We start from the raw sequence: 22,773 nt of genomic DNA, 5'->3' as shown, positions 1-22,773 counted from the left end.
ACCACCGCAGAGACGGAGGGAAACGGACACTCCGTGCGGTGATGCGGAAAAGCTAGCGGCTCGCTCGGACAATCCCGCACGGCGGGGTCGCCCCAGGCGGCTGGGACCGATGGGTACGGGAGGTGAACGGGCGTCAGTAGTGGTGGATGCCGAGGTTGAGGGCAGCGGCGTCACCGGCCTCCAGGTGCTGGGCGAAGACGGCGAACGGCTCCTCGTGGGCCTGGCCGTCGGCCGGGTCCAGGTAGCTGACCCGAGTGCCGTCGGGGCTGCCGTCACCGTGGATGCCGGTGACGATCCGGACGTGCACCAGGGCGTCCCCGTCGATCGCGTCGTCCCCGATCACCCAGAGCGGCCCGTGGGCTTCCAGCAGTCGCAGCAGGCCCCGGGGCAGGTAGCACATCGGGCTCTCGGCGGCCAGGCCGAGCGCCGCCGCGTAGCCGGTCATCTCGGAGGCGGTGAGCGCCTGGTCGCCGTCGAGCTTGGCCCGCCAGCCGGCGCCCAGTTCGTCGGCCGCGCTCTCGGCGGACAGGCTCTGTCGACGCCACCAGCCCAGCAGCATCGCGCCGGCCGCCGCCCAGCAGGTGCTGGGCGAGGTCTGGGTGACCGGGCCGACCGGCGGGTCCACGTCGAAGTCGACGGCGCCGGTGGCCCGGTCACCGGAGCTGATGTCCACCGAGCCGCTGGGGCGGCTCACCCGGATCCGGCCGGAATCGGCGGCCCGCTCGATGGCCTTGCGGACGGCCGGGGTGGCGCTGGGCGCGGGCTTGCTGTCGGCGCCCTTGCCCGTACCCGAGCGGATGAACGTCTCGGTGAGCTCCCGGCCCTGCTCGGGGGTGATCAGCTTGTCGTCGACGGCGGCCCGGACGCGTTGCAGGTTGCGGTCCATCTCCCGGTTGGCGTACCGCTGTTGGGCCAGGTTCCCGGCCTGGGTGCCGAAGAACTGCGCGGTCTCCAGCGCCTTCGAGAAGGCCGCCGCGGACGCCTGCTGGTTGAGGTCGAGGCCGGTCAGGTCGCGGAACACGTTGGGCGTGCCGATCAGCTTCAGCGCCGCGGCCAGGCCGGTCGGGTCGGGGCTGCCCGGCACCTGCTGGTAGCCGACCACCGGGTCGGGGAAGGCGTCCGGGCCGAGCTCGGGCGGTGCGCCGCGCCGACTGGCGGTGGACACGGTGGAGATCGCCATCGGCTGCTCCGGGACGGGCGACTCCTCCCAGCGCCAGAACCGGGTGTCGTCCTTCTTCTCGCAGCTGTTGCAGGCGCCCAGCACGGCCTCGGCGAAGACGCCCTTGGTGGGCACGCTGATCCGTACCGGTGGCGGGGCGTCGGTGGCGTACAGGTCGAGCAGGGTGGCCTTGCGCTCCGGGTCGGTCCGGTAGCCCGGGTCCAGGTGGAGCCCGGGGACCACCGGCATCACCAGGCAGTTGCCGACGATGGCGACGAGCCGGTTCTCCACCACGCTCGCCACGCTGCGGCCCTGGGCGCCCGGGGCCAGGAAGCCGTCCAGCAGCAGGAAGCGGCGGTTGGCGTCCATCGCCCGCCAGACGGCCTGGTGGTGGTACTCCAGCCGCTCGTTCAGGTGCGCCACCAGGCGGGCGCCCAGCAGGGTGTCCTCCTTGCGCGGGTTGCGCCGCTCGGTGCGGTCCAGGTGGACACCGATGTCGGCGGTCAGCCCCGAGGAGAGCTCGTGGTCGATCCGGTAGCCGGCGAACAGGTGGTGCGAGAGGTGCTCGGTGCGGTAGCGGACCGAGCCGGTCCGGGCGACCACCTTGGCCTGGAAGGGCACGGCGGCGGACAGCGACAGCCGGACCGCGCTGATCCGGTCCCGGACCACCGAGGTGGTGGTCAGCTCGGGCTGCAGGCTCACCCGCAGCACCTGGTCCTGCCGGAACGGCGAGACCAGGGTCGGGTCCAGCGGCACCGGGACGGTACTGCTGCCGCCGTCCAGCCGGAGTTCCACCCGGAGGCTGTTGACCAGGGCGGCGGCGATCGTCGGGGCGAGCCGCTCGTCCCAGATCCGGTCCCGCTGCGCGGGCAGGGCGGTGCCCAGGTAGCGCGTCCAGACGTCCTGCGGGGCGTGCGGCTGGAGCAGGGCCGCCCAGGGCTGCCAGTTGGCGGCCATGTAGTGGTCGTTGTCGTCGTCGGCGGGCCGGGGCAGGCTCAGCACCAGCTCGAGATCGCCGTCCAGCAGGACCACCGGCTCGTCCGCGTAGCGGGCGGCCGGCACGTCCGCCGTGGCCCACCCGGTCCGGATCCGCTCCAGCGCGGCGAACCCGCCGGCCAGGTCGCGGCGGTGCAGCGCGCGGCTCAGCGGCTCGCGCCAGCGCAGTGCCTTGTTGGGCGTGAAAGGGGTCAACTCGAAGGGGATGAACAGGCATTCGGCGACGTCGGCCAGCTCGGTGGAGACCTGGAAGTGCCGCAGCACCTCGAAGTACTCCATGCTCAGCGCGTGGCAGTGGTTGTAGTTGGCCACCACCTCGGTCTGGGCCCGCAGCGACTCGCCCTGGGTGGTGGTCTGGACGGTGGTCGCCCGCTGGCCGCGGACCAGGCTCGCGGACTGCTGGGTGCGGTCCCTGGCCTGGTTGAGCACGTCGGCGCTGACGTCGCGCCAGTTGTGCGAGTGCGCGGTGGAACCCGCGCTGGAGGTGCCGCCACCGCCGCCGAACACGATCGGGCCGACGAAACCGCCGATACCGCCGCCGAAGGCCGACACCCGCGCGCTGGAGCTGCCCCGGGAGTGCTCGGCGAGCGCCGAGTTCATGATCTCGCTGATGTCCCGGTCGTGGGCGAGCGCGGCGGTCAGCTGCTCGGTCTCGGTCCGGGTGGAGCGGCGGGCGGTGGCCTCCCGGCGCTCCCAGTCGACGATCGCGATCTGCTTCTTCTGGCCCGGGGCGAGCGGCAGCGAGTAGAGCAGGTCCCCGAGCGAGTAGCCGTCGGCGCGCCAGACCTGCTTGAGCGTCAGCAGGTGCCCGAGCGCGATGGTGGTGGCCTGATAGACCGTCGGGTCCTCGTCCCAGTCCACCTGGTGGTGGGCGTCGAGGGTGACCCGTCCGGGCTCGGTGCCGCCGAACAGGCCGAGCAGCCCGCGCAGTTCCCGCACCTCGGTGAGCCGGCCGGCCCGGGCCAGCTCGGCCGGTTGGAGGGCGGCGCCCGGCTCCCCGGTGCGCAGCTGATCGGCCGTCACACCGGCGTCCAGCCGCAGCGTCCGACGGGCGGCCCTGGCCTCCACGGGGGCTTCCTCGACGGTGAGCGCGCCGAGCTGGGCGAGCCGGTCGGCGATGCTCTTGGGCACCAGCGTCGGCGCGCCCAGGGTGGTGCCCTTGATCTCGGGCTCGGTGGTGCGCACCACCGCGTGCAGCACCACCTCCTCGATGGTGCGGTTGGGGGTGGTCAGGCTGACGCACTGTCCGGTGCCGAGGTCGGCGGAGTACGCCGCCGGGTCGGCGGCCAGGTCCGCCTGGCCCGGCGTGCGAGGGGTGGCGGTGGCGTGGCAGCCGCAGCCGTCGGCCTCCTCCTCGGCGTGCTGCGGCGGCCGGGTCTCCGCGGTCAGGACCAGCAGCACCACCCGGGGCAGCCGCCCGTCCTCCAGCCGGACCGGGACGGGCGCGCCGCCGGCCACCGTCCCCCAGGCCTCGTCCAGCCGGTTGCCCGGCCAGTCGCCGGCGAAGTAGCCGCCGTCGGTGGTCGCGGCGACCAGCAGCGGCAGTGGGCTGCCCTCGGCCACCCGGCCCCAGAGCACCACCGGGAGCTCGGCCGGGACTCCGGCGCCACCGGGCTGCAGGGCCCGGCCGGTGAGGCGGCTCGGGCGGCCCAGCGCCGGGTCCTCGCCGGGCTCGATCAGCACGGGTACGGCGGTGTCCGTGAGCTCGACCGTGAACGGCCCGGGGCCCGGTTCGGTGATGGTCAGGGAGCCGACCTCGACTCCGTTGGCCGCCCGGACGGCAAGCGTGAGCGCGCCGACCGGCTCGGCGTCGAGGTCGATCCGCCACCGGCCGTCCGGCCCGGCGGCGGTGGACTGCCGGACCGTCAGATCGGCCTCGGTGGCCTCGTCCACCAGGACGGTGCGGTCGTACCGGGCGGTGACCCGGTAGCCGGTGAAGTCCGTCGGGGCGGGCGCGTGCAGCGACCCGGTCAGGGTGGTCATGGTTGCCGTCCCTCTCAGCCGTTGCCGGCGGCGTGGAAGACCACCGGTGTGTCGACCAGCTCGTCGTCGGCCCAGCCGACCTTCAGCACGTCGCCCTCGGCCGGTACGGCGGCCAGCATCCCGGTGAAGCCGTCGCCGCCCGCCGCCGGGATGATCTGCTCGACCACCACCTCGCCGACCACGGCCGCCACCTGGACCGCCCGCCGGACGTACCCCGTACCGGAGACGTGCACCCGCAGCGGCCAGGGCTCGCCCTCCAACTCCTCGAAGAACGCGCCGGTGGCGGTGGGCGTCTCGAACATGACCCGGGTCCTATCGCTTGACGAGGTGGATGTTGTCCACGTAGACGGTCGCGGAGCTGGTCGGCTCCAGTTCGAGGACGAGCCGGTCGACCTGGTGCCGGTTGATCCCGGTGAACGCGCTGAGGGCGATCGGTACGGTCTCCAGCCGCATCAGCGTGCTGAGTTGCCCGTTCTTCTTCGTCCAGGTCGGACGGCTGGGCACCGTGCTGCCGTAGCCCTTGAAGTCGACCACCGCGGACGCCATCCCGGAGCTCAGGACGACCCGCACGCGCGGCAGCGGTCCGGCCGCGACCGTGGCCTCGCTGGTCGGGTCGAAGAACCCGGCGAGGCTGATCAGCAGGACGTCGAACCCGAACCAGTCCTGCGCCGTCCCGGGCGGCACGTCGAGGGCGCAGACCTGGACGCCGGCCGCGTTCACGCTCTCCAGGTCGAGCTGCAACAGGCTGGTCCGGTGTGGCATGTGACGGCCCACCGGCGTGGCGGGCGTGCCCTGGGTCAGCTGCGTCGTGTCCAGGACGGCCGCCCGCCCCGCCATCAGCAGGGGCACCCCGACGTTCCGCGCCCCGCCGAGCAGGTTGGCCGACTGCTCGAAGTCGTCGACCCGCTTGAGCAGCGAGCCGAACATCCACTGCAGCGAGGCCGGGGTCTTCAGCGAGTTCTGCAGCCGCCCGTCGAAGCGTGCGGCCAGTGCCTCCTTCTTGAGCCGCCACCGGAAGAACTCCCCGATGTACTCGACGGCGAGCTTCCGGTGCTCGCTCTCACCCAGCGTGCGGCTGTCCGAGGTGTCCACGCCGCCGGCGTGCCAGACGGAGTTGAAGGAGTTGTGGCAGCCCCGCTCCAGGAAGACCATCGCCTTGGGGCAGCGCGCCCGGTCGTAGTGGCGGAACCCGGTGCCGAACTGCCCGAACGGCCCCTGGAGCCCCTTGACGTCGCCGTCCAGCGCGCCGTAGACGACCAGCGCGAAGCCCGCCTGCTTGGTGTCGAGGACCATCCGGTCGGACGGCGCGTCACTGCCCGTGTTGTCGGTCGGCGCCAGCAGGCAGACGGCCTCGACCTTGTACTTCGGTGAGATGGGCGCCGCGATCCGCAGCGCGGCGCGGGCCACCGCGTCGCCGCCGCGGGAGTGGCCCAGCAGGCCGACGCGGTCCAGGTCGACCCGCCCGAGCAGGATGCTCGCGGGGTCCTTCGCCTCGTCCGCGAGGTAGTCGAGCGCCGCGACCACCAGCTCGGCCCGGGTATCGATGAGCAGGTCCAGGTGATTCGGCAGGGAGGCGTCCACCGAGACGGAGATGATGCCCTGCCGGGCCAACTCCTCCTGCAGGTAGGTGTAGCCCTGGTAGCTCGCCTGCACCCCGTTCCCCACGACGTCGTGCACGGGGAACGTGGTCGACGTTCCGCCGCTCTTCACGGTGAGCGTGCTGCTCGGCGTCGCCTTGAGCGCGACACTGGCCCAGACGTCGTGCTGACCGTGCGTCAGGACGACCACCGGGAGCTTGCCGCCCGGCGCGACCTTGCCCGGCTTGCCCTTCCGGGTGGGGTACGTGACCTGCATCCGGACCCGGACCTGGAACTTGGTCGCGTCGGCCGGGTCCTGCCGGACCCAGCCGCCCGCCTCCAGGGCCGGCCACGCGTCCTCCACGATCCCCGTGCCGGGGTTCAGCTGGAGCAGGCGGCTCCGCAGCTTCGCCAGGTCGTCGAGGATCACCGAGGCGTCGTACTTCCAGAATCCGCCGGTCTGCTGCTGGTCGTCCTTGACCAGCGCGAGCGACACCCAGCGGTCCTCGAACACCTTGCTCTCCGGGACGGGCACCGCCCCGATCACGCCGCCGGTGGCCGGACCGTCGAAGTCGGCGTGGACCGTCTCGCCCGGCGAGGTGACGGTGACCGATCCCGTCTCGGCCTCGGTGGCCTTCTCGATCGCCTCGCTCACCGCCGGGTCGTGCACCGGGTTCTGCTGCTCCTCGCCCTGCTGCCCGGCCAGCGCCTGCAGGGCCGCGTGGGCGAGATCCTGGGCCTGCTGCTGGCTGAGCATGCCGCTCTGCCGGCCGTTCTTGATCTGCTCCATGGTGCGGTCCACGGTGCGGCCCGTCTCCTGCTGCTGGGCCAGCTTGGCGGCCATGCCGCCGAAGGCCTGGGCGGTGTCCATCACGCCCTGGAACGCGGCCAGCGCGTTCCGCTGGGTGCCGGCCAGGCCGCTGGCCTCGCGGAAGACGTCCGCCCGGCCCAGGATCTCCAGGGCCTGGCCCAGCCCGAGCGGGTCCGGAAGGGCGGCCGCCGCCTGGATGTTGACGATCGGTCGGGGCAGCGGCGTGGGCGTCGCGGCGGTCTCCGGGGCCTGCCGCGAGTCGGTGGAGATCGCCTCGATCGGGGTCGGCTCGTCCGGCAGCGGCGACTCCTCCCAGTGCCAGAACCGGGTGTCGTCCTTCCGCTCGCAGGCGTTGCACTCGCCGTTGACCGCCTCGGCGTAGACGCCCCGGGTCGGCACGCTGATCCGCAGCGGCGGCGGCGGTTCGGCGGCGTACGCGTGCACCAGGTCCACCCGTTCGCCCGTCTGCGGGTCGGCGGCCAGGGTCGGATCGAGGTGGATGCCCGAAGTCACCGGCAGCACCAGGCTGTTGCCGACCACGCCGATCAGCCGGTTCTCCACCACTCCGGCCACGCTCCGGCCGCCCGAGCCGGGGGCGATCACGCCGTCCAGCAGGAGGTAGCGGCGCTGCGGGTCCAGGCTGAGCCAGATCGCCTGGTGGTAGAACTCCAGGTGTTCGTTGAGGTGTTTGACGAGTTCGTCGGCGAGCCTGCGGTCCTCGGCCCGTGGGTCGGTGCGCTCCTGTTGGCTGGTCGGGGTGGCGACCACCACGTGGTCGCCGTTCCCGAGGTCGTTGTCGATCCGGGGCTCGTCGAAGAGCAGGTGGCTCAGGTGCGGGCTCCGGTAGCGGGCCTTGCCCGAGTGCACGATGATCCGGGCGTCGGCCGGCACCCCGTCCAGCAGCTGCCCGAGGACGCTGTCGTCCAGGTGGATCGCGAACCGTGCGATGAACTCCCGTGGCAGCGAAGGGAGATCGCCGGAGGCGCGGATCCCGACGTAGAGCGGCACGCCCTCGGCGAAGCGGGAGATCAGGGTGGCGTCCATCGGCAGCGCGACCCGCGTCCCGCTGCGGTCGACGTAGGCGAAACGCATCCGGTGCACGATCCGCTCGGCGACCCGGGGCGCGATCTCGCGGGCGAAGTAGGCGTCCCTGGCGCGCTGGATCTGGGTGGCGAACTCGGCGGTGAGCTGCCGGTTGACGTCCCGGAACAGGTGGTTGACGTGGTCGGCCATCTCGTTGAAGATCCCGAACGGCGCGCTCGGCAGGAACGGCGCCAGCCAACTCCACCGGTCCACCTGGTACTTGCCGTCCTCGTCGTCCCGGGGCCGCGGGATGACGAAGCTGATCCGCAGCTCCCCGTCCAGCTCCTCCGGGGCCTCCTCGGAGAAGCGGTGCTCGGGGTAGTCCCAGCCCTCCCAGGCGGTCGCGATCCGCTCGATCGCGTCGAAGCCGGGGGCGAGTTCGGGCCGTCGCAGCCAGGCGAGCAGGGTGGACCGCCAGCGGCGTGCCTTGGCCCGGTCGAAGGGGTACATCGGCAGCGGGACGAACAGGCACTCGGTGACCTGGGCGAGCTCCTGGCCGACCTGGAAGTGCCGGAGCACCTCGAAGTATTCGACCGTCAGCGCGTGGCAGTGGTTGTGATTGGCCACCACCTCGGTCTCGGCCCGGACGCTCTCGCCCTGGCTCACCGTCTGCACCACGGTGGAGCGGATGCTGCGCACCGCCGAGGCCCGCTGCACGGTACGGTCCCGCAGCTGCTGCAGCGCGTTGGCGGACAGGCTCCGGGAGGAGTCCTGCCAGGACGAGGACGAGGAGCTGCTCGCGCCGCCGGCCACCCCGGCCAGCACCCCGAAGCCGGTGCCGATGAAACCCGCGCCGATGCCTCCGCCGCCGGCCGAGGTGGAGGTCCTCGATCCGCCGTCGATCCGCTCGTCCAGGTGGCTGCCGACGATCTCCGAGATGTCCCGGTCGCGTTCGGCCAGCGCGTCCAGCTGCTCCTCGGACTCCAGCGTCTCGTTCCGCGCCGACGTACTGCGCCGGGTCCAGTCCACCATGCTGACCAGGCGCTTCTGACCGGGCGCCAGCGGGAGGGAGTAGAGCAGGTCGCCCAGTGAGTACCCGTCGGCGCGCCAGACCTGACGGTAGTGCAGCACATGGCCGAGGGCGACGGTGGTCGCCTCGTAGATGGTGGGGGCGTCGTCCCAGTCGATGGGGTGACTGCCGTTCAGGTCGGTCCGGGTGGGCCGGGCGCCCAGCAGGTCGACCAGCCGGCCGAGGTCCGCGGCCTCCGCCTTGAGCGCGCTCCGGCCGAGCTCCTCGGTGGTGAAGGGCTCCGCGCGGCCGAGCAGTTCCCGGGCCTGCCGGGCGTCGAGCGCGGAGAGCAGCGCGGGCTTCTCCTTCCCGGCACCGACGGCGGCGTGGAGCGCGTCTCGTTCCGTCGGCTGCCAGTGCTCGGCCGTCAGCTCCGTCAGGCGGCCGAGCAGGGCCGGGTTGATCCGCACCGGCGGCTGGGTGCCCATCGCCCGGACCTCGGGCTCGGTGACCCGGACCACGGTGAAGTACGAGTACTCCTCGACCACCCGGTTGGGCATGGTCAGCCGGACGCAGCCGGTGCCGAGGTCCTGTGAGAAGGCCGCCGGATTGGCCGTCAGGTCCTGCTGGTCCGGCGCCCGGGGCGGGGCCGGGGCGCAGGAGCAGTCCTCCGCCGGCTCGGGCAGCTCGACCACGAGCACGACCCGGTGCGGCAGGCGCCCGTCCTCCAGGGTGACCGGCGCCCGGCCCCCGCCGCCACCGGCCTCGGCGTAGGCGGCGACCAGGGTGTCCGGCGGCCAGGCGGCACTGAAGTACCCGCCGACCTGGGTGCGGGTGGTCAGCAGCGCGCGGGGCGCGGCACCGGCCTCGCCGGTCAGCCCCCAGAACACCACGGGCAGGTCGGCGGGGGCGGGCCGCCCGTCCTTGCCGATCACCCGTCCGGTGATCCGGCCGGGGCGCCCCAGCGCGGGATCGTCCGACGGCCGTACCACGAAGGGCTGGGCGGGCGCCGCCACCAGCACCAGCGGCTCGGTCAACTCGCCCGCGTCCAGCTCCTGTTGGTGCACCACCGCACCGGAGGGCGCGAGCACCGCGATCTCCAGCGGCGGACGGATCCCGGCGAGGTCGGCCACTGTCAGCCGGAACCGCCCGTCCTCGGCGAGCGGGGCGGAGGCGGCGTCCGCCAGCTCGAACGCCTCGACCGGCCGACCGTCCCCGGCGGCGGCCAGCGGTACGGACCTGCGGTACGTCAGCAGGACGCGGTGGCCCGCGTAGGAGCCGCCCGCGCCCTCCGGCGCCTCGACCCGCCCTGGCAGCTCGTCCATGCAACACCCTCCGGTCCGCATGCGTCCCACCGGGCCGCTCCTGCGTGGCGCCACCATGCTGCCAGCGGTGATGACGCAGCGTCAGCGGCCGAACGGGCGACATCGCGGCGCAGCCGGGTGAACCCGAGCGACACACCGGTCCGCCCGCACAGCACCGCGGCCCCGCTCTGGTGGGGGCGGGGCCGCGGTGGGGTGACGGGTGGTCAGCAGGTGATGCTGCCCTTGCGCAGCGCGTGGCCGCCGGTGTTGCTGTCGTCGGACCAGTAGACCGGCTTCGAACCGCTGACGCACTCAGCGGCGCCGGCCACCGAGAAGCCCTCGTTGTTCAGGTTGGCCATGCCGCTGGGGCGGTTGTACACGGCGGTGGTGGCGAAGACGCCGGAGGTGTCGACCTGCAGGGTGCGGTGCTGGCCGTTGCAGGTGTCGTCGCAGACCACCCAGAGGCGGTTGGCCTGCGGCTCCCACTGGAGCTCCATGACGCCGGTCATGCCGCTGCCGACGGTGGCGATCCGGGTGTAGCCGCCGGTGTCCAGCAGGACGTAGCCGTGGACCGCGCCGGTGCCCTCGACGCCGACGAAGAACACCCCGCCGGTGTGCGCGCCGTAGCCGGCCGGGTCGTAGGCGGCGCCGGTCGTGGCGTCCTTGAAGCCCGCGCCGGTCAGGTAGCTGTCGGGGACCCAGGTGATGGCCTCGAAGCCGGCGTTGGAGCCGACGGCCGGCAGGTCGGAGGTGAGGTTCCACTCCCGGGTGGCGGTCAGCGTGGAGCCGGTCCCGCTGACGTCGTAGCGGAGAACGGACAGCCGGCTGGTGCCGGAGACGTCGCCGTTGCGCTCGCTGGCGACGAACACCCCGCCCGCGGCGCCCGCGCCGGTGAGCGTGACGCCCTCGCTGTCCGCGGTGCCCGAGCCGCCCGGGAAGCGCAGCGTCTTGCCCGCCGACCACCCGTTCGCGGTGTCCGGCTGCCACCCGCCGGAGCCGTTGCCGACCAGCCGCCAGAGCTTCCCGGAGTTCTGGGCGCCCCACATCACGGCGCCTTCCTGGTAGAGGCCGCTGAGGTCCTGGCCGAAGACGTTGGCGGCGTCGGCGGTGGTCACCGAGCCACTGCCCGGCCAGGCCACGGGCGTGCCGCCGCCGCTGCCGCCGCAGGAGTTCGCGGCGCCGAGCGTGAGGGCGGTCGCCTTGAACGCGCCGGTGCCGTCGGCGCAGCGCGACCAGGACGGGGCGGAGTGCGAGGTCCAGCTGAAGCTGTCGACCAGGGTGCTGCCGTCCGCCAGGTACAGCCGCGCCTTGTCGGCGGAGCCCAGGCCGAAGGAGCCGTGCACGTCGAAGGCGCGGAACGCGCCGGGGGCCAGGCTGGTGCCGGCGGCGACCTTGTACGACGAGCTGTTGTTGTCGTCCTTGAGGATCCAGCCCGATATGTCGATCGTCGCGGTGCCCTTGTTGTACAGCTCCACCGAGTCGTTGACGGTCCCGGTGGTCACCACCTCGTTGATCCGGATGTCGTCCGCCGGGGCCGCGTGGGCCGGACCCACCGTCAGGGTGCCGGCGGCCAGCGCCAGTCCGGCCACGAGCAGGAGCGGGAGACTGCGGTGCCACCGGTGTGCGGGCGATTCGATCACGATGTCCGTCCCAGGTTTTGTTGCGTCAGGGCGGGACGAGGGTCCCGGACCCGACCGAATGGGCCACCCCCGGCGGGTGGTCCTCCTGTGAACGGTTGCCCAACTGTCCGTGGGGCCGTGGCCGCCGCAGGTGCCCGGCACCTGCGGCGGCCACCGCACGAGAGGTCAGGTCCACTGCTCGGTGCTGAAGTTGTCCACCGGCAGCGGCTTGCCGATCAGCGCGAGCGGGATGAAGAAGTTGACCTGGCCGATCGCCACGGTGAGGGTGGCCAGCGCCTTCGGGTCGTAGTGCCGGGCCGCCTCGGCGTAGAGCTCGTCCGAGACCCGCTCGCCGTGCGGGTTGGGCAGCAGGACGGCCTCGACCAGCGCGAGGGCCGCCCGTTCGGCGTCGGTGAAGTACGTCGCGTCCCGCCAGGACGGCAGCGCGGTGAGCCGCTGGTCGGTCTCGCCGGCCTTGCGCAGCAGGCCGGTGTTCAGGACGGTCAGGTAGGTGTTGCCGACGATCTGCCCGGCGCGCAGCTGGACCAGGCCGATGGTGGTGCGCGGCACCGAGCGGTTGCCGGTCGCCTTGAACAGCGCCGCGGACACCTCCTTCAGCTCCGGGATCAGCTCCGTCGGGTCGGTCATCCGCGAGGACAGCTGCGGGGCGGCCTGGGTGGTGGGGGTCGAAACGGTGCTCATGGTCGGACTGCCTTTCGGAGGGTTCGTCAGGATCAACCTGCCAACACTCCACCGACGGATCCCGCCCGCCGAATGTGACAAGCCCTCACACGCCGAGTGCGAGCGCACCGAATGTCCGGTATATCTGCATTCTGTAGCCCCCTTTCCGCTCGCCCGAGGAGAATCCAGTGGCCCTGCACGAAGCCAAGGACCCTCGCCTCGGCGACGCGGCCACCGACCTGTTCGCGTCACCGCTCAGCGAGGACGTCCTGCCGAAGCACCGGATGCCGGCGGAGCCCTCCCGGCCCGAGGTGGTCTACGCGCTGATCCACAACGAACTGCTGCTGGACGGCAACGCGGCGCAGAACCTGGCGACGTTCTGCACCACCTGGTCGGACGACGAGGTGCACCGCCTGATGAACGAGTGCCTCGACAAGAACATGATCGACAAGGACGAGTACCCGCAGACCGCCGAGATCGAGTCACGGTGCGTCAACATCCTCGCGGACCTGTGGAACGCGCCGTCCACCGGCGACGACGCGCCCAACGCGATGGGCTGCTCGACCACCGGCTCCAGCGAGGCCGCGATGCTGGGCGGACTGGCGCTCAAGTGGCGCTGGCGCGAGCGGCGGCGCAGCGAGGGCAAGTCCACCGAGCGGCCCAACCTGGTCTGCGGGCCGGTGCAGATCTGCTGGGACAAGTTCGCCCGGTACTTCGACGTCGAGCTGCGCCAGGTCCCGCTGGAGCCCGGCGCCACCGGACTGCGGGCGCACCAGCTGAAGGACTACGTCGACGAGAACACCATCGGCGTGGTGGCGATCCTCGGCGTCACCTTCACCTGCGACTACGAGCCGGTCGCCGAGTTCGCCGCCGAACTCGACCGGATCCAGGCCGAGACCGGCTGGGACGTCCCGATCCACGTCGACGCCGCCAGCGGCGGGTTCATCGCGCCCTTTCTCCACCCCGACCTGGTCTGGGACTTCCGTCTGCCCCGGGTCGCCTCCATCAACGCCTCCGGCCACAAGTACGGCCTCGCGCCGCTCGGCGTGGGCTGGGCGATCTGGCGCACCGCCGACCTGCTCCCCGAGGACCTGGTGTTCCGGGTCAACTACCTCGGCGGCGACATCCCCACCTTCGCCCTGAACTTCTCCCGCCCCGGCGGCGAGATCATCGCCCAGTACTACACCTTCCTGCGCCTCGGCCGCGGCGGTTACCGCCGGGTCCAGCAGGCCTGCGCCGACACCGCCCGGTACCTGGCGGAGCAGGTCGCCGCCATGGGCCCGTTCACCCTGCTCTACGACGGCAACGGCGCACTGCCCGCCGTCTCCTACAAGCTCACCGACCCGGCCGGCGCCGGCTTCAGCCTCTACGACCTCTCCGACCAGCTGCGGATGCGCGGCTGGCAGGTCCCCGCCTATCCCCTGCCCGCCGACCAGCAGGACACCGTCATCCAACGCGTCCTGATCCGCCACGGCGTCGGCCGCGACGAGATCGCCCTGCTCGCCGCCGACCTCCGCCGCGCCCTCCACCGCCTGACCCGCGGCACACCCGCGGACGCCGACCGCGCCGGGTTCCACCACTGATCAGCCGTCGGCGGCGCGGCGCGTCTGCTGGACGAGGACGGTGGTGGCGCGCTCCAGCAGCTCGCAGAGCATGGCGTGTTCGGAGGGCGTGAACGCGTCGCTGAGCGCGCGCTCGAGGATGATCACCTCCTGGTAGGCGCGGTCCAGCAGCGCCTGCCCCTCCTCGGTGAGACCGGCGATCTGCACCTTGGCGTGCACCGGGGACGTCTCGCGGCCGATGAGCCCCTTGGTTTCCATGTTGGCCAGCACACTGCTCATGCTCTGCTGCGTCACCCCACAGGCGCGGGCCAACTGGGCGCCGGACAGGCCGCCTTCGCGCGCCAGGGTCAACAGCACCAGGTACTGCGTCATGGTCAGTCCGTAGGCGCGCAGCACGGCCTCGTGATGGGCCATCAGCGCCTGCTCCGACCGGCGGATCCTGGGACAGAGGTCATCGTCGATCGGGGCGTCCACCGTGTGCTCCAGCCTCTTTGACACATTCATGTGTTGACTCAGGGATCTTACATCCATAGAGTCCTCAACTATAAGGATCCTGAGTCAGCACAAGGAGCTGTGACCATGAAGGCTGCCCTGCTCGACACCGACGACCGCTACCGCGTCACCGAACTCGACGAGCCCGTCCCCGGCCCCGGCCAGGTGGCGATCCGCGTCGCGTACGCGGGGATCCAGTGGGGCGACACGATGGTCCGGGACGGCCAGTTCCCCGTACCGCGTCCCTTCGTCCCGGGCTTCGAAGCCTCCGGGCACATCACCGCGGTCGGCGAGGGCGTCGACCCGGGCCGGGTCGGCGAGCCCGTCACCGCTCTCACCCCGTCGGGCGCCTTCGCCGAGGTGGTCCTGGCACCCGCCGTCCTCGCGGTGGGCATCGGCGACCTGTCCCTGCGCACCGCGGCGGGCCTCGGCTGGGGCGCCCCGACCGCGTACGACCTCATCAACACCGCCGCCCAAGTACGCCCGGGCGAGCGCGTGTTGATCCACGCCGCCGCCGGATCCGTCGGCACCCTCGCCACCCAGTTCGCCCGCCTCGCCGGGGCCGCCCGGATCGTCGGCGTGGCCGGCACCGAGGCCCGGGCCGCGTACGCCGCCCGGTTCGGCTGCACCCAGGTCCTGCTGCGCGACGAGTACCCGGCCAAGCTCGGCGACGAACAGTTCGACGTCATCCTCGACCCGGTCGGCGGCCCGACCCGCCGCACCGGCCTCGGCCAACTCGCCCCGCACGGGCGCCTGGTGGCGTACGGCAACCTCGACACCTTCGACCCCGTCCTCGCCGACACCAACGACCTGCTGATGCAGGGCCGGTCCCTGGTGACCTACAACAGCAACCTGCTCAGCCGCACCCACCCCGAACGGCTCGCCGCCGGCCTCCGCCACGCACGCGACCTCGTCGCCGGCGGCCGGGTACGCGTGGACATCACCGCCGAGTACGACCTGGCCGACCTCCCCGTCGCCGTACAGCACCTCGCCGAGGGCACCACCCTCGGCAAGAGCGTCCTCCGGATAGCCGCTTGAGTGTCCGTGACCACGGCTACCGTCTCCCGCATGGAACAGGAACTGGCCAAGCGCTTCGATCCGCTGCCCGGACGGGTCGGCCACGTGGCCGGCATCGAGTCGCTCACACTCGACGGGCGCCGCTACTACTTCGGCTTCGACTTCACGAGCGACCTCGTGGTCTCACCGCTGATCGATGCCCCGGCCGCGATGGCGGCATTCGCAGCCGAGCACCTGCGGCAGACCGACGGTAGACACGGCGAGGCCTACTGGGCGGACCTCGTCGCCGACGCAGCCGCGACGTCGGAGTTGGTCTGGGAGGAGGCAGACCGGGAGTTCACCACGAGAGGTCTGCGCGCCGACCTGCCGAAGCTCGGGAGTCACCTGCTCTACCTGCTGGACGCGGTCAGCGAGTGGGACGGCTCGTTCGCCCTGCCACCGGATGCTCAGCAGGCTTACGCACGCCTGGGGTTCGACGAGAACGCCCTCGCCAAGGGCATCGGCGCCTGCCTGCAGGCCATCCTGGAGGACGGGGCGGACGGCCGCCCGGACGAGCGGGCGGTCGTCCGCTGCTACCTCACGTCCGCGAAGCTCCTGCCCGGCAACTGGACGCTGCTCTTCGCCCCGCTCGCGGAAGCCCTCGCCGGCCACGAATGAGCCACTGCCCACTTCGTCGAGCCGGAGCCGACCCCTAAGCTCCCGGCACCCAGTAGTTGTGCACCGGAAGGATCTCGGGCTGCCCGGGCCCGGCAGGCCATCCCTCTTCCACCGCCAACGGCATCATCTTGTCCGCGAACGCCATCATCTGCTGCTCGCTCGCCCAGACGTCGAAGACCTCCAGCCCCTCACCGGTCGGCACGCAGACGTGGGACAGGCATCCGGCAAAGATCTCGGGCGTCTCCTGGAGCCGAGCGTTCAGGGCGTCGTACTGATCGGTGGTAACCCCCGGGATCACCGCGTGGATGAGAACAGCCATGACCGGACCCTCCTCGTACAGGGCAGCACCGCCGCGGTGACGGCGCACTTCTTCCCTATGCCAGGACACCACTTCGCCCTCCCGACGGCATCCGCGCCCGGCCCTGAGGCGGAGTCCGACTTTCGTAGCCGGAGATCATTTCCTCCTGGCGCTGGCCAGGAGAGCGACCGGACCAAGTACCCGTGTGAGCTCGCACTGACGGCGGTCGAGCGGGCCTGGGCTGCGGTACCGCGTGGCAGCCCTGGCAGCAGCTCACCCCACGTATAGTGCAGGCGTTTTGGGGAACTGATGACCACGCCGCCGAGGAGGCCGTTGCATGGAGCCCGTCACGCTGATCACTGGTGGATCGACCGGAATCGGTGCCGCCACTGCCCGCACCCTCCTCGAGCAGGGCCACCGTGTGGCGGTCACCGGACGTGACGCGGGCAAGCTGGCCGCCTTCGCCGCTTCGGCCGGAGCGGGTGAGCGGCTGCTGACGATCACTGGCGACGCCGCCGAGGCGGAGGACGTCGCCGCCGCCGTGAGCCGCGTGGTTCAGGCGTGGGGCCGACTGGACAACGTCATTGCCAACGCCGGTTTCTCGCTGCCCGGCAACCTGGAGAGCCACGCCCCCGAGGACATGCGCGCCATGGTCCTCACCAACGTCCTGGGCCCGGCCCTGCTGGTGCGCGAGACCCTGCCGCAGTTGAGGGCGTCCAAGGGCCGGATCGTGTTCATCGGTTCCGTCGCCGGGGTGCGCAACACTCCCGGCAACCTGTACTCGGTCACCAAGTGGGCCGCGCACGCGCTGGCCGAGAACACCCGGCTGCTGGTCGCCAAGGACGGAGTCGGCGTGACCGTCATCGCCCCCGGAGTGGTGGACACCGCATTCTGGGCCGAGCGCGGCGGCACCCCTGAGGAGGCGATGACCCCCGAGCAGATCGCGTCCACAATCGCCTTCGCTCTCAACCAGCCTGCGGGCGTGGACATCAACCAGATCACCATGCGGCCGACCGGGCAGCTTGGCTGATGCGAGTACGGCGATCGAAGCAGGGCTGAAAGCCGTCGTCCGCGATGCCGACGGCGTCGTGACGCAGCTGGAGGAGGCATACGGCCCCGGGGTGTCGGCGTACAGCTGAAAGTGGCTCTGGCAAGACTTTCGTAGCCGGAGATCATCCCGGGTCGGTGGCTGGCAGGCCGACGTATCGGCGGCGTAGGCGGGCGATCAGTACGACTCGTTGGCGGAAGAGTGGGTCGCCAGCGCGGCCTCCCACGATGCGTTTCTGGAGTTTTACGTCAGTGATCTGGCCCTCGTTGACTCCGAAGTTGTAGCTGGTGGTGATTCACTGGGCGACCGCGTCGTGGCGAGCTTGAGTTCCGGGCGTTCACGGGGCTCGTCCAGAGGCCGGCCGCGCCTGAGCGGTGCGAGGGCGATCTTCACGCGCTGACAGTGCCCCAGGAAACCTTTGCCCACGAGTTCCTGATGAAGAATCATCGCGTTGCGCTCGCCTTCGTCCCAGCGCTGACGCAGGTGGTCGAGGTAGGGGTTGAGGGTGGACGGGCGTCGCGGCGCCGCCGCACGACCTCCTGCCAGGTGCGGGCCCGGACGTCCTTCCCCACCGTGCGGCGGCCAAGGCCGAGGCCACGGAGCTGTGAGAACGGCCGGCGTCGGCCAGCGCGCACCACGACCGGTTCGACGAGCACACCGCCTTCCCCACGGCCGCCCCGCTGGCAGAGGCAGTTGCCGCGTGACCCGCCAGAACACCTTGCCCCAGCGAGCCGCAACGGTCGATCATTCGCGGATGAGACCAGAAGTGCAGACCTTCGCAGCCGACGGCCCGCTCCCCGACTGGGACGCCGACGAGGAGGAGATCGACCGGCGAGTCGAGCAGCTCGAAGCCATCGCCAAGCCCGTCACCGGCGAAGAGGCCCAAGCACTGGTCGCCTGCTTCGGACCGGACGACTGCTACGGCGTCGCCTGGACCCTGCTGCACCTCATCGAGACCGGCCCGAACCCGGTCCTGACCGCCAAGCCCGCTCCCGACGCCAACGACTGGCACCACACCCTCTGGACCCGCATCGCCAACAGCGGCCTCGCCCCGTCAGCTTGACGCGCTAGCCCCGTGCGATACCTACCGGGGCGCCGTCGGCGATCCCTGCCGGTAGGAGAGCGATCCGTCGCGGCAGGCGACCTCGACACCGGGATGCTCTCGCAGCCACCGGCTCAGCTGTTCGCGTGACCAGCGGCGGCAGCGGCGCCAGCATCAGCTGGGCGAGCACCGTGAACCGCGAGAGCGTGATGTTGAGGATGCTGAGCATCCGGGCCCCGCCCCGGCCGGCCAGTACGACGCCGACGGCCGCGAGCCGGGGGATGCCCACGGAGGCCGGAGAGTTGGGGTTGGCGGAGGAGTATGCCGAGCATCAGGCCGAGACCGCCGAGACCAAGCACGATGTAGTAGCAGGCTTCGAGCCGGCGCCTGTTCTGGTCGTCATCCACTAGACGAGTAGATCCGATGTGACGGTGGCCGAAGTCTCATGATCGCGCGGTTGAAGGACCGGCCAGACCGATCAGGCCAATCACCTCGCGGTTATGGTTTGGTGGGTCCACCGAGGTCATGAAATGGAGGGGCTCATGACGGTCGAGCAACAGTGGCTGCTGGACGAGACTCCCTGGCCAGAGCAGGCCACCCTGGCTTACGGCGAGTTGGTGGAACTGACGACGCCGCATCCGCCAGTTCCGAGTCTGGGTTGGCTCGGGCCGGAGATCGTGGGCAGCCGTGGTGTGGTCGTTGGGTGTGTCATCAAGCAGGACGAGCGCGACGGCCACGTCGGGCCGATCTACTCGGTGGAGACCGAGGACGGCAGTCCCTGGGGGCTACGGCCGGAGTTCCTGATCCCCAGGGGACGACTCCATCCCGACATGCCGCCCCGCTATCGCAGCGACCTGCCCGACGGAACCCGCGTCCGAATCCGCACTGAGTCGGACTCACCGAGCGAGACGACGGAAGCTGTCGGGGAGGTCGCCGGGGTCTGGTGGACGACGTCCTTGGAGCCACCGAAGGGCTACATCGTGCAGGTTGGCGACCACGAATACTGCGTGACCCCAGAGCAGGCCGAGGTCCTCTGACTCGGCGAGAGCCTGCCTGCGGTCACTGCCGGATGCCGTCAGTGGTCGAACGCGATCAGCGAGCGCGTGACGGGTGCGCCGGTCCGGTTGTTGTGCCAGATGGCGGTGGCCATCGCCAGGACTCGCTGGGCCACCCGGATCGCGACGCCCTCGAAGGTCCGCCCGCCGTGTTGTTCCAGGTCGAGCTGCCCTTTGAGGGTGTCGTTGACCGACTCGATCAGCTGGCGGACCTTCTTGAGCATCGGCTCGCCGAACCGCTTCTTCTCGCGTTTGAACGAGGGCCGCAGCAACTCGACGCCGAGCTCGGCGAGTTCACGCTCGAATGTCTTCGAGGCGAAGCCCTTGTCCGAGATGAGCACCATGCCCTCGCGGCGGGCGACCAGCTCCGCATCGACTTCGAGCATCGCGGCCAGCACCTCCCGCTCATCCAGCTTCGGGTTCGCCAGCGCCCACAGGATTGGCATGCCGGCCGGCGTGCACACGAGATACAGACGAAGGCCCCAGAAAAAGCGGGAGTGAGAGGCGCAGTAGCCGTAGCCGGCCCAGCCCGCCATGTTCGAACGCTGGACGGTCGGGCGCGACATGCCGCACGGCACCGGCGTGGAGTCGGTGATCCACACCGTGTCCGTCCAGAAGTCGCTATCCCGGGCCAGTTCCCGGATCACGCGCTTTACCAGCGGCAGTGCCGAACGGAGTCGCTTGTTGTAGCCCGCGCGCTGGGGAAGGTACGGGAACATGCCGGACAGGCGCTTGTGCGCGTAGCGCAGCCAGCGGGCCTCGGAGTGGTACCCGAGCAGGGCCTGGGCCACCGCGAGGCAGACGAGTTCAGAGTCGCTGAGCAGGGGCGGGCGGCCCAGCCATCGCGTTCCTCCGATCTCGTCGTCGATCTTCACGTAAAGTGCGGTCAAGAGGGTGTTCAGGTCGGTCGTCACAAACTGATCTTGGACGCCCTCAACCCTTTGGCGGGACCGAACTTCGGATCTACTCGTCTAGTGGACGTTGTTCTGCACGGGGCGGCAGGCCGGGGCTTGCGGGCACTCGCACGGCGGGTACTCCTTCATGCCACTGAGCGAGTAGCCGTCCTCGAAGAACTGCCGGTTGGAGCGGACGATCGGCGGACCGTCAGGCCGCACGCTGTACACCTTGATCGAGATCCGTGAGCTGTCCGCGGTGGTCGGCATCGTCGCTCTCCTCCTCGGCGGGGTAGCCGAACAGCTCCCTGTCGCCGTATCCGTACGGTTCGAGCTCCACGTACAGTCGGGTGATTCGGCGGCTGCTGACGCCGGACCACATCACCAACGTGCAGGCGTAGTGCCCAACTTCGAGCACCTGGAGCGGCGTGCGGTACGGCGTCGGGCCTCGAAGATCCGACATGAGCGCGCCCACGGCCGGCCGCCACGCTGCGGGGTCGGCCTCGGGGATGGGTTCCCGGAAGACGATCGGAACCGCAGGAGCCATGGGCCGGGGGAGGGTGGCGCGGGTCATCGGGCCTCCGTCGCTGGGCGTTTGGTGACAGCACAGACGTTAGGAGTAGCGGTAAGTCACGCTCCACAATCTTGCACGGTCTTGCACAGGTTCATTCGAGCGAGGACAGCGCAGCCCGGATCAGGGCTTTGGCCTGCGCCCCGTAGACGGCCATGGACGACAGGATCTTGAACGCCTTGAGGTAAGCAGCGATCTCGCCCGGCGCCGTGATGGTGACGGCGGCGGACAGCAGCTCGGCATTGACCTGCCGGTCATCGAAGAGGGAGAAGGCTTCGAGAGGCCACATCTTGCGCTGCGCCCCGAAGGGGATGATCCCGAAGCTGACGCGGGCTGCGCCAATCACCTCAAGGAGGTACTGGAGTTGATCCTCCATCGCAGCCCGATCGCCGACGCGGTACCGGAGGACGGTCTCCTCCAGCACGAAGGCGAAGGTGCGAGTCCCCTCGAACAGATAGCGGCTGCGCTTGAGGCGGCTCTCCACGGCATCGTCAACGTCGTCCGGAGTCTGCTGGAACTCGGTAATCGTGGACATGAGCGCATGGGCGTACGCGTGCCGTTGCAGCATCCCCGGAGTCACGTTCGAGCAGTACACCCCGATGTGCCGGCTGCCCTTGATCACGGGGAGGACTGACTCCTGAGCGTGCTTCATCCCGGAGCGGTGAAGGCGCTTCCACTCCACGTACATCTCGCCGGCCTGGCGGTTGGCGGCGACGATGTCAGCCGCCTGCTCAGGGACTCCGCAGGCGTCGCACCACGCGCGGATGTCCGCGTCGGAGGGTGGGGTCCGGGCATTGGCGATCCGGGAGACCTTGGACTCGCTCCAGCCCAAGCGCAGCGCCAGGCCATGCCCCGTCAGATCAGCATCTTTCTGCACCTCCTTGAGCCGGGTTGCAACGGCTTCGCGGGCGCTCTGGGCACTGGACGATGGTGAAAGGGGCATGGCCTGGTGGTCCGTCAGTCGATCAGACGGAGTACTTCTCGTGGTCGATGCCCCGAGCCCACACGGACTCGAAGGCAGTTGTGCAGAGCTGGACTACCGCGGGCTCCTCGGTGTGCTGCGGGCCGAGGCCGGCGCCGTTGCCGTCGAAGAGGTTGAAGCGCACGAGCTTCCCGTCGAACAGCCAGAAATCGTTACCGGGAAGCGGGATGTCCGACGCCTGGCTTCGCGGCAGCCAGCGCACCAACTCACCGGCCGCAACGTTCACCTGAGTGATGTGGTGCTCGTAGCGGATGTACTCCGAGACCGGCTCGGAGATGATCCGGGCCCGCCGAACGGTGACACCGCGCGCGACAGCCCCCTGGATGGCCTCGGTCCAGTCGCTCCAGTACTCCGAGTAAGGGTCGACATCGACTGCCTCACCACGTCGCCACCGGACGATCTCCTCCGACTCCTCCATGATGCCGTACTGATCCCGCATCTCCAGGTGGACTGCCGAGTGCTGGGCAGCACCCAACAGTTCATAGAAGCTGGGCACGCTCTGCGGCATCGCACGCCTTCCTGAGAATCGGCCACATGTGGGCCGGGATACGGAACACCGCCTCGTGGGCGGGGATGTTGTTGTCGTGGTCGGGCCCGTGCCCGGCGGCCAGGACCTGGTCGATCAACTCCTGGTCGGCCAAGTACGTCTGCACGATCACATCGCCCTGGTCTTCGTCCACCCAGACGGTCGGACTCTGATCCTTGCCCGTGTTGGGGTCGATTCCCACGAACCGTAGCGCCATCGCTGTCCCTCCTGGCACATCGCTTGCATGATCTTGCATGGCACGTGCTCCGGACATGGTGGCCTGTGCACGTACGGCCCGTCTGGGTTTCGGCCAACTTGGCTGGACGCTGAATTTGCTGCACTAATGCCACCCATGAATGAGAAGAATGCAAAGTGGCGAACGGTGAATCGGCACCCGAAGATGATCAAGAAAAGCTTTTTCTCGGCACCTTCGCCCTGGGTGGCCGGGCCCCCGCGCGCGACGGCGCG

General features: G+C 70.7%; 20 protein-coding genes. 7 read left to right on the top strand and 13 right to left on the bottom strand.

Annotated features, from left to right (window positions below; genetic code table 11):
* Positions 1–133 precede the first annotated feature (133 nt).
* The 5 genes from F4556_RS36685 to F4556_RS36665 all read right to left on the bottom strand — a co-directional run bounded on the left by F4556_RS36685 (position 134) and on the right by F4556_RS36665 (position 12,183).
* On the bottom strand, positions 134–4,138 hold the full coding sequence (locus F4556_RS36685; RefSeq protein ID WP_184923994.1) for a papain-like cysteine protease family protein: 4,005 nt from the start codon (positions 4,136–4,138) through the stop codon (positions 134–136).
* Positions 4,139–4,152: 14 nt separating this feature from the next.
* Positions 4,153–4,440 carry a hypothetical protein gene (locus F4556_RS36680; protein ID WP_184923992.1) on the bottom strand — a complete coding sequence of 96 codons (288 nt, stop codon included), beginning with the start codon at positions 4,438–4,440 and terminating at the stop codon, positions 4,153–4,155.
* 10 nt (positions 4,441–4,450) lie between these two features.
* Positions 4,451–9,883 (bottom strand): poly(ethylene terephthalate) hydrolase family protein, encoded by a 5,433-nt coding sequence (locus tag F4556_RS36675; protein ID WP_184923990.1) that lies wholly within the window; start codon positions 9,881–9,883, stop codon positions 4,451–4,453.
* A gap of 203 nt (positions 9,884–10,086) precedes the next feature.
* Positions 10,087–11,502, bottom strand: coding sequence for a lamin tail domain-containing protein (locus tag F4556_RS36670; protein WP_313069134.1), 1,416 nt, complete (start codon positions 11,500–11,502; stop codon positions 10,087–10,089).
* 165 nt (positions 11,503–11,667) lie between these two features.
* Positions 11,668–12,183: a carboxymuconolactone decarboxylase family protein gene (locus F4556_RS36665; RefSeq protein WP_184923988.1), complete on the bottom strand. Its 516-nt coding sequence runs from the start codon at positions 12,181–12,183 to the stop codon at positions 11,668–11,670.
* 167 nt (positions 12,184–12,350) lie between these two features.
* Between F4556_RS36665 and gad the strand changes: the two genes are divergently transcribed.
* Positions 12,351–13,745 (top strand): glutamate decarboxylase, encoded by a 1,395-nt coding sequence (gad, locus tag F4556_RS36660; RefSeq protein ID WP_376775770.1) that lies wholly within the window; start codon positions 12,351–12,353, stop codon positions 13,743–13,745.
* On the opposite strand, the gene F4556_RS36655 is transcribed toward gad, so the two are convergent.
* Entirely contained in the window at positions 13,746–14,198 is a 453-nt protein-coding gene (locus F4556_RS36655) for a MarR family winged helix-turn-helix transcriptional regulator (protein WP_313069133.1), read from the bottom strand.
* 105 nt (positions 14,199–14,303) lie between these two features.
* On the opposite strand from F4556_RS36655, the gene F4556_RS36650 reads away from it, so the two are divergent.
* Together F4556_RS36650 and F4556_RS36645 are read left to right on the top strand one after the other, a co-directional pair.
* Complete coding sequence (locus F4556_RS36650; RefSeq protein ID WP_184923984.1) at positions 14,304–15,254, top strand: quinone oxidoreductase family protein; 951 nt, start codon at positions 14,304–14,306, stop codon at positions 15,252–15,254.
* A 30-nt stretch (positions 15,255–15,284) separates the two neighbouring features.
* The gene (locus tag F4556_RS36645; RefSeq protein ID WP_184923982.1) at positions 15,285–15,890 is read left to right on the top strand and encodes a hypothetical protein; all 606 of its coding nucleotides are present in this window, start codon (positions 15,285–15,287) and stop codon (positions 15,888–15,890) included.
* Between the two features lie 34 nt (positions 15,891–15,924).
* Here F4556_RS36645 and F4556_RS36640 read toward each other — a convergent pair whose 3' ends face one another.
* On the bottom strand, positions 15,925–16,209 hold the full coding sequence (locus F4556_RS36640) for a hypothetical protein (protein WP_184923980.1): 285 nt from the start codon (positions 16,207–16,209) through the stop codon (positions 15,925–15,927).
* Between the two features lie 316 nt (positions 16,210–16,525).
* Here F4556_RS36640 and F4556_RS36635 point away from each other — a divergent pair, with 316 nt between their 5' ends.
* The 4 genes from F4556_RS36635 (at position 16,526) to F4556_RS38865 (ending at position 19,315) form a co-directional block, all read left to right on the top strand.
* On the top strand, positions 16,526–17,218 hold the full coding sequence (locus F4556_RS36635) for an SDR family oxidoreductase (RefSeq protein ID WP_184923978.1): 693 nt from the start codon (positions 16,526–16,528) through the stop codon (positions 17,216–17,218).
* 772 nt (positions 17,219–17,990) lie between these two features.
* Entirely contained in the window at positions 17,991–18,299 is a 309-nt protein-coding gene (locus tag F4556_RS36630) for a hypothetical protein (RefSeq protein ID WP_184923976.1), read from the top strand.
* Between the two features lie 125 nt (positions 18,300–18,424).
* The gene (locus F4556_RS36625) at positions 18,425–18,688 is read left to right on the top strand and encodes a hypothetical protein (RefSeq protein WP_184923974.1); all 264 of its coding nucleotides are present in this window, start codon (positions 18,425–18,427) and stop codon (positions 18,686–18,688) included.
* Between the two features lie 132 nt (positions 18,689–18,820).
* Entirely contained in the window at positions 18,821–19,315 is a 495-nt protein-coding gene (locus F4556_RS38865) for a hypothetical protein (protein WP_184925799.1), read from the top strand.
* A 38-nt stretch (positions 19,316–19,353) separates the two neighbouring features.
* Here the strand turns inward: F4556_RS38865 and F4556_RS36615 are convergent, their stop codons facing one another.
* From F4556_RS36615 to F4556_RS36590, 6 genes are all read right to left on the bottom strand, one after another.
* A complete protein-coding gene (locus F4556_RS36615; protein ID WP_184910699.1) occupies positions 19,354–20,247 on the bottom strand; it encodes an IS982 family transposase in 894 nt (297 codons plus the stop codon).
* A 57-nt stretch (positions 20,248–20,304) separates the two neighbouring features.
* On the bottom strand, positions 20,305–20,448 hold the full coding sequence (locus tag F4556_RS36610) for a hypothetical protein (RefSeq protein WP_184923972.1): 144 nt from the start codon (positions 20,446–20,448) through the stop codon (positions 20,305–20,307).
* The gene (locus F4556_RS36605; protein WP_184923970.1) at positions 20,438–20,800 is read right to left on the bottom strand and encodes a hypothetical protein; all 363 of its coding nucleotides are present in this window, start codon (positions 20,798–20,800) and stop codon (positions 20,438–20,440) included. Before F4556_RS36605 ends, F4556_RS36610 begins: the two co-directional genes overlap by 11 nt.
* Before the next feature lie 91 nt (positions 20,801–20,891).
* Complete coding sequence (locus F4556_RS36600; RefSeq protein ID WP_184923968.1) at positions 20,892–21,740, bottom strand: helix-turn-helix domain-containing protein; 849 nt, start codon at positions 21,738–21,740, stop codon at positions 20,892–20,894.
* A gap of 22 nt (positions 21,741–21,762) precedes the next feature.
* Positions 21,763–22,287: a DUF6879 family protein gene (locus F4556_RS36595; protein WP_184923966.1), complete on the bottom strand. Its 525-nt coding sequence runs from the start codon at positions 22,285–22,287 to the stop codon at positions 21,763–21,765.
* A complete protein-coding gene (locus tag F4556_RS36590; protein WP_184923964.1) occupies positions 22,259–22,522 on the bottom strand; it encodes a hypothetical protein in 264 nt (87 codons plus the stop codon). Before F4556_RS36590 ends, F4556_RS36595 begins: the two co-directional genes overlap by 29 nt.
* Between the last annotated feature and the right edge of the window lie 251 nt (positions 22,523–22,773).

The organism is Kitasatospora gansuensis (assembly GCF_014203705.1).
Classification (GTDB): Bacteria; Actinomycetota; Actinomycetes; order Streptomycetales; family Streptomycetaceae; genus Kitasatospora; species Kitasatospora gansuensis.
Note: the sequence above shows the minus strand (reverse complement) of the source record. Positions and strands in the feature narration are given on the sequence as shown.

Excerpts from the sequence above, each read along its gene's own strand:
- F4556_RS36645 (WP_184923982.1), top strand. The coding sequence starts at position 15,285 with ATGGAACAGGAACTGGCCAAGCGCTTCGATCCGCTGCCCGGACGGGTC.
- F4556_RS36605 (WP_184923970.1), bottom strand. The coding sequence starts at position 20,800 with ATGACCCGCGCCACCCTCCCCCGGCCCATGGCTCCTGCGGTTCCGATC.
- F4556_RS38865 (WP_184925799.1), top strand. The coding sequence starts at position 18,821 with ATGACGGTCGAGCAACAGTGGCTGCTGGACGAGACTCCCTGGCCAGAG.
- F4556_RS36635 (WP_184923978.1), top strand. The coding sequence starts at position 16,526 with ATGGAGCCCGTCACGCTGATCACTGGTGGATCGACCGGAATCGGTGCC.
- F4556_RS36630 (WP_184923976.1), top strand. The coding sequence starts at position 17,991 with ATGAGACCAGAAGTGCAGACCTTCGCAGCCGACGGCCCGCTCCCCGAC.
- F4556_RS36685 (WP_184923994.1), bottom strand. The coding sequence starts at position 4,138 with ATGACCACCCTGACCGGGTCGCTGCACGCGCCCGCCCCGACGGACTTC.
- F4556_RS36600 (WP_184923968.1), bottom strand. The coding sequence starts at position 21,740 with ATGCCCCTTTCACCATCGTCCAGTGCCCAGAGCGCCCGCGAAGCCGTT.
- F4556_RS36675 (WP_184923990.1), bottom strand. The coding sequence starts at position 9,883 with ATGGACGAGCTGCCAGGGCGGGTCGAGGCGCCGGAGGGCGCGGGCGGC.
- F4556_RS36680 (WP_184923992.1), bottom strand. The coding sequence starts at position 4,440 with ATGTTCGAGACGCCCACCGCCACCGGCGCGTTCTTCGAGGAGTTGGAG.
- F4556_RS36640 (WP_184923980.1), bottom strand. The coding sequence starts at position 16,209 with ATGGCTGTTCTCATCCACGCGGTGATCCCGGGGGTTACCACCGATCAG.
- F4556_RS36590 (WP_184923964.1), bottom strand. The coding sequence starts at position 22,522 with ATGGCGCTACGGTTCGTGGGAATCGACCCCAACACGGGCAAGGATCAG.
- F4556_RS36595 (WP_184923966.1), bottom strand. The coding sequence starts at position 22,287 with ATGCCGCAGAGCGTGCCCAGCTTCTATGAACTGTTGGGTGCTGCCCAG.
- F4556_RS36650 (WP_184923984.1), top strand. The coding sequence starts at position 14,304 with ATGAAGGCTGCCCTGCTCGACACCGACGACCGCTACCGCGTCACCGAA.
- F4556_RS36665 (WP_184923988.1), bottom strand. The coding sequence starts at position 12,183 with ATGAGCACCGTTTCGACCCCCACCACCCAGGCCGCCCCGCAGCTGTCC.